The following is a 5,125-nucleotide window of genomic DNA, read 5'->3' as shown; positions in this document are numbered from 1 at the left end:
TAAAAAAGTTGTCCATCGCTCAGACTAATCATTATCTGAATATCTGGCTTGGTTTGTTTGTTGTTTCAGTTTAATTCTTAAAGAATTAATTTATTGTTAACCTACTGTTTAATTTTCAAAGTTCTTTATTTTCAACTTCTTAATTTTATCAAAGTGAATTTTATTTGTCAACACTTTTGTTTTTGTTGACTTGTTATCTTTTTGACAAGTATTACTTTATCATTTAAATACTTTATTTGTCAATAACTTTTTTAAAAGTTTTGTTGTTTTTTGCCCTCGTCTTAAGGACAAGTATAACTATACCAGGTTTATTTTTAATCGTCAACACTTTTTTCCAATATTTTTTTCATCAATTTTTGTATAAATCTTTATCCACATTTCCACATTTTTACACTCATTAGAATTTCAAACTTTAATACAAGTCCGTTATATTTTATCCACATATACACTATAATTATTCACATATTTTATTTATATATTTTTAAAACAAAATTAAGGAAGACAATAAATTATATCATCTTCCTTAAAAGCTATTTTGCCATATGTAGACTTTTTTCCATATATTCTTCTTTTAATATTACTTGATTTACTTCCAGGCTACGTTTAACATCTATAACTCTTTGATTTAATGATCCTCTAAATTTTAATGTTACATCTTTTTTCTCATATACAAATTTTCCATCTACTAGTATGTCTATATATTGTAGTAAAGTTTTATTTTGCATATATAAAGGATTTTCTTTGTTTATTAAGTATTCAAATTCAAAACCAGTATAACACCACACATCTAAATTTTCTAACTGTGCTGATTTTGCTATTAATGATAATGATTTTGGTTGTAAAAATGGTTCCCCACCTGATAAGGTTATTCCCTTATGCAATTTAAGTTTTTTCACTTCTTTTATAACATAGTCCGTGTCAACCATTATTCCACCTTCTAATTTATGAGTTTGAGGGTTATGGCATTTATAACAATTATGTATACAGCCTTGTGTCCAAATAACCATTCTAAGTCCAGGTCCATCAACAATACTATCATACGTCAACTCTGATGCTAATCTTAATTTCATATAACCACTACCTTTAATATTTTTTTATTTATGTTTAACTCTATCTCTAACTTCTGCTTTTTTCGCATCATTAAATCTATCTACAGTTCCTACTAAATATCCTGTTATTCTTCTTATTCTCTCAAACTTTATATCACTATTCTTTTCATTTCTTCCACACTTTGGGCATACAAATCCTTCTATGACTCCAGAATAACCACATATAGGATCTCTATCTACTGGATGATTTACGCTACCATATCCTATTCCAGATTCTTTCATAGCTCTTATTATTGTTTCAAAAGCCTCTAAATTATTTGATGTATCTCCATCTAGTTCCACATATGTAATATGCCCTCCATTTGTTAAGGAATGATAAGGCGCCTCTTTTTTTATCTTATCATACGCATTTATGTTATAATAAACAGGTACGTGGAATGAATTTGTATAGTATTCTTTATCTGTTATACCTTTTATTTCGCCGTATATATTCTTATCTATATCTGTAAATCTACCTGATAATCCTTCTGCCGGTGTTGCTATTAAAGAAAAGTTTAATTTATACTTCTCAGTGGCTTCATCCATTCTTTTACGCATATGTGATATTATTTTCAATCCTAATTCTTGTGCTTCTTCACTTTCTCCATGATGTTTTCCTATTAACCCTATTAAACACTCAGCTAAACCAATAAAGCCAAGTGTCAGAGTTCCTTGTTTAATCACTTCGTCTAATTTGTCATCGTGGTTTAATTTATCTGAATCTCTCCATATACCTTGCCCCATTAAGAAAGGAAAGTTCTTAACTTTTCTATTTCCTTGTATCTCCATTCTTTCTAGTAATTCATCTATTACTAATGCTATTTTATTATCTAGATCCTTAAAGAAGCCATCTAAATCAGTTTTATCATTTTTTATTATTCCGTGTTCTATACCAAGTCTAGGTAAATTTATAGTTGTAAAAGATAAATTGCCTCTACCACTAACTTCATTTTTACCACATACATTGCTCATCACCCTCGTTCTGCATCCCATATAAGTTGCTTCTGTTTCTGGGTTATTAGGTTCATAGTACTCTATATTAAATGGTGCATCTAAAAAGCTAAAATTAGGAAACAATCTTTTCGCTGATACTCTACAAGATAATTTAAATAAATCATAGTTAGGATCACCTTCATTTAAGTTCACGCCTCCTTTTACCTTAAATATAAGTATAGGGAATATTGCTGTTTCGCCATTTCCTAAGCCTTTTTCCATTGATAATAATAGATTTTTACTTACCATTCTACCTTCTAGTGAAGTGTCTGTCCCAAAATTTATACTTGAAAATGGTACTTGCGCTCCTGCTCTAGAGTGCATTGTATTTAGATTATGTATAAAACCTTCCATAGATTGATATGTCTGTTTGTCTGTTTCTTTATATGCCTCTTTATATGCAAATTCTTGTATTTTAATTGCTGTATTTGAATCAATACTAAATTCTTTAATTAACTTTTCTCTTTCCAAGAATTTATATTTATCATCTTGTTTTAACCCAACTTTTAACCCTGTTTCATCTTCCGTAGAATATACTATATCTTTTAATTTTTCAGTGTCGCTTTCATTTACTAATAATTCTATACCTTTTAACAAATTATCTATATATAGTTTTCTAAAAGTCTTGTATACACCTTTGGACATGTCATAATCAAAAAATGGTATACTTTGACCTCCATGTTGATCATTTTGATCGCTCTGAATTGCAATTGCTGCTAAAGCACCATAACTCATAATGCTGTTTGGTTCTCTTAAAAAACCATGACCTGTTGAAAACCCATTTTCAAAAAGTTTATCTAACTTAATTTGACAACATGTTAATGTTCCCATATTAAGAAAATCCATATCATGTATATGTATATCTCCGCTATCATGAGCATTTACATGTTCGGGCTTTAATACAAATGTTTTGCAAAATTCTTTTGAAACTGTACTTCCATACTGTAGCATTGTTCCCATAGCTGTATTTCCATCAATATTAGCATTTTCTCTTTTTATATTAGCATCACTAGCATCTTCAAATGTTATTTGACTTATAGACTTCATAAGTCTTGTTCGAGAATTTCTTATTCTACTTCTTTCATTTCTATATGTAATGTACTTTTCACTAGTTCTAGCATGACCATCCTCTATTAAAACTTTTACTACAATATTTTGTATATCTTCAACTCCTGGAATTGTGTCATTAAACTTAGAATTTAATATCTTTATTGCATTTTGACTTAACTCTTCGGACATTTCATAACTAGGTACTATGCCCTCTTCTTTTGCCACTTCACTAGCCGCTTTAAATATAGCTCTTGTTATTCTATCTTCATTAAGTTTTACGATTCTTCCATCCCTTTTTCTAATATATTCTAACATTAAAAAACCCCCTCTTAATCACTATATATTGTATGAGTACAACAATTTTACCACTATATATGGTATATATCCACCATTTATAATAGAATAACATTTATGAAAAGGCTTTGTCTATAAAGTACTTAAAATCTTTTTTGTCAACAAAAGTTATTAGTTTTTATGAAATTTTTCCTTTTTTATTGTATTATAGATAATATACTTATTTTAGGGGGTAAAAAAATGTTATCTAATCGACTTAGTATTATATCACCTTCTTGTACTATAGGAATTAGTTCAAAGGTAAAAGAAATGAGAGAATCAGGTAAAGATGTTATAAGTTTAAGTATAGGCGAACCAGATTTCAACGTTCCTAAAAAGGCTCTTGAATGCGGAATTAAATCTTTAAGTGAAAATTACACAAAATATGATTTAGTTTCTGGATTAACTATACTTAGAGATGAAATTTGTAAAAAATTATTAGAGGAAAATAACTGTTTTTATTCTTCAGATGAAATAGTTCTATCTAGTGGAGCAAAAAATGCTATAACAAATGCTTTGTTAGTAGTTACAGATCCAGGAGATGAAGTTTTAATACCAAAACCATATTGGGTAAGTTATTCTGAAATGACTAAACTCGTTAATGCAGTTCCTGTACCAATTGAAACAAGCAAGTCAAATGACTTTAAATTAACAGCAGATTTATTAGAAAAATATATAACTGACAAAACTAAAATGCTTTTATTAAATAATCCATCTAATCCAACAGGAAGTGTTTATACAAAGGAAGAGTTGTTAGAAATAGTAAATGTATGTTTAGAAAAAAACATATATATATTATCTGACGAAATTTACGAAAGAATTTGCTATAATGGTAAATTTGTATCTGTTGCATCATTGGGAGAAGAAGTAAAAAATATTACTATTACTGTTAATGGATTTGCAAAATCATCAGCAATGACTGGACTTCGATTAGGATATACTGCATCAAATAAAGAAATAGCGAAAGGAATTAGTTCAATACAAGGTCACTTAATTTCTCATCCATCTTTAACAGCACAGTATATAGGATACGGAGCATTAAAGTATTGTAAAGATGATATAGATAATATGGTAAATACGTACAAAACTAGAAGAAATTTAATCACTTCCAAATTGGATACTATGAACTATGTAGATTATGTTTATCCAAATGGAGCATTCTACGTATTTATAGATTTGTCGGAAGTCGCTCAAAAATATAAATATAATCAAAGTTTTTCTATTGAATTTTGTGATGAATTCCTATCTAAATACAATGTGGCCATAGTTCCTGGAAAAGCTTTTGGAATTGACGAATATGTGCGTATATCTTACGCTTGCTCAGAAAAAGAATTTTTAGAAGGATTAAGTAGATTAGAAAATTTCATTTTAGAAATAATGAATTAAAAGTATATACATACGAAAAAGCCATGTAAAATTAATTTACATGGCTTCTTTAGTTAGGTTTTTACATGGCTTATATTCCTAAACAAAAAAATTACGTGGCTACGTGCTACTCTCCCAGGGGGTCGCCCCCCAAGTACCATCGCCGCTCAAGAGCTTAACTTCTGTGTTCGGAATGGGAACAGGTGTATCCTCTTTGCTATAATAACCACATAAAATTCATTACACTCATATCGCCAACGATATTTCTTTGCTTTCGCTTCAGAAAAATCCGTTGC

3 protein-coding genes and 1 rRNA gene are annotated in these 5,125 nt (G+C 29.1%); 1 reads left to right on the top strand and 3 read right to left on the bottom strand.

Annotated features, from left to right (window positions below; translation table 11 throughout):
* Nucleotides 1-530 precede the first annotated feature (530 nt).
* Together nrdG and K0040_RS19570 are read right to left on the bottom strand one after the other, a co-directional pair.
* Entirely contained in the window at nt 531-1,070 is a 540-nt protein-coding gene (gene nrdG / locus K0040_RS19575) for an anaerobic ribonucleoside-triphosphate reductase activating protein (protein ID WP_228110387.1), read from the bottom strand.
* A 24-nt stretch (nt 1,071-1,094) separates the two neighbouring features.
* A complete protein-coding gene (locus K0040_RS19570) occupies nt 1,095-3,446 on the bottom strand; it encodes an anaerobic ribonucleoside triphosphate reductase (protein ID WP_228110386.1) in 2,352 nt (783 codons plus the stop codon).
* Between the two features lie 219 nt (nt 3,447-3,665).
* On the opposite strand from K0040_RS19570, the gene K0040_RS19565 reads away from it, so the two are divergent.
* Nucleotides 3,666-4,850 carry a pyridoxal phosphate-dependent aminotransferase gene (locus tag K0040_RS19565; RefSeq protein WP_228110385.1) on the top strand — a complete coding sequence of 395 codons (1,185 nt, stop codon included), beginning with the start codon at nt 3,666-3,668 and terminating at the stop codon, nt 4,848-4,850.
* A 93-nt stretch (nt 4,851-4,943) separates the two neighbouring features.
* Here the strand turns inward: K0040_RS19565 and rrf are convergent.
* A 5S ribosomal RNA gene (gene rrf / locus K0040_RS19560) occupies nt 4,944-5,060 on the bottom strand.
* Nucleotides 5,061-5,125 lie beyond the last annotated feature (65 nt).

The sequence above is a fragment of the Terrisporobacter petrolearius genome (assembly GCF_020748185.1).
Classification (GTDB): Bacteria; Bacillota; Clostridia; order Peptostreptococcales; family Peptostreptococcaceae; genus Terrisporobacter; species Terrisporobacter petrolearius.
Note: the sequence above shows the minus strand (reverse complement) of the source record. Positions and strands in the feature narration are given on the sequence as shown.

Bases quoted from the DNA above. Each gene is read 5' to 3' on its own strand.
- nrdG (WP_228110387.1), bottom strand. From the start codon at position 1,070: ATGAAATTAAGATTAGCATCAGAGTTGACGTATGATAGTATTGTTGAT.
- K0040_RS19570 (WP_228110386.1), bottom strand. From the start codon at position 3,446: ATGTTAGAATATATTAGAAAAAGGGATGGAAGAATCGTAAAACTTAAT.
- K0040_RS19565 (WP_228110385.1), top strand. From the start codon at position 3,666: ATGTTATCTAATCGACTTAGTATTATATCACCTTCTTGTACTATAGGA.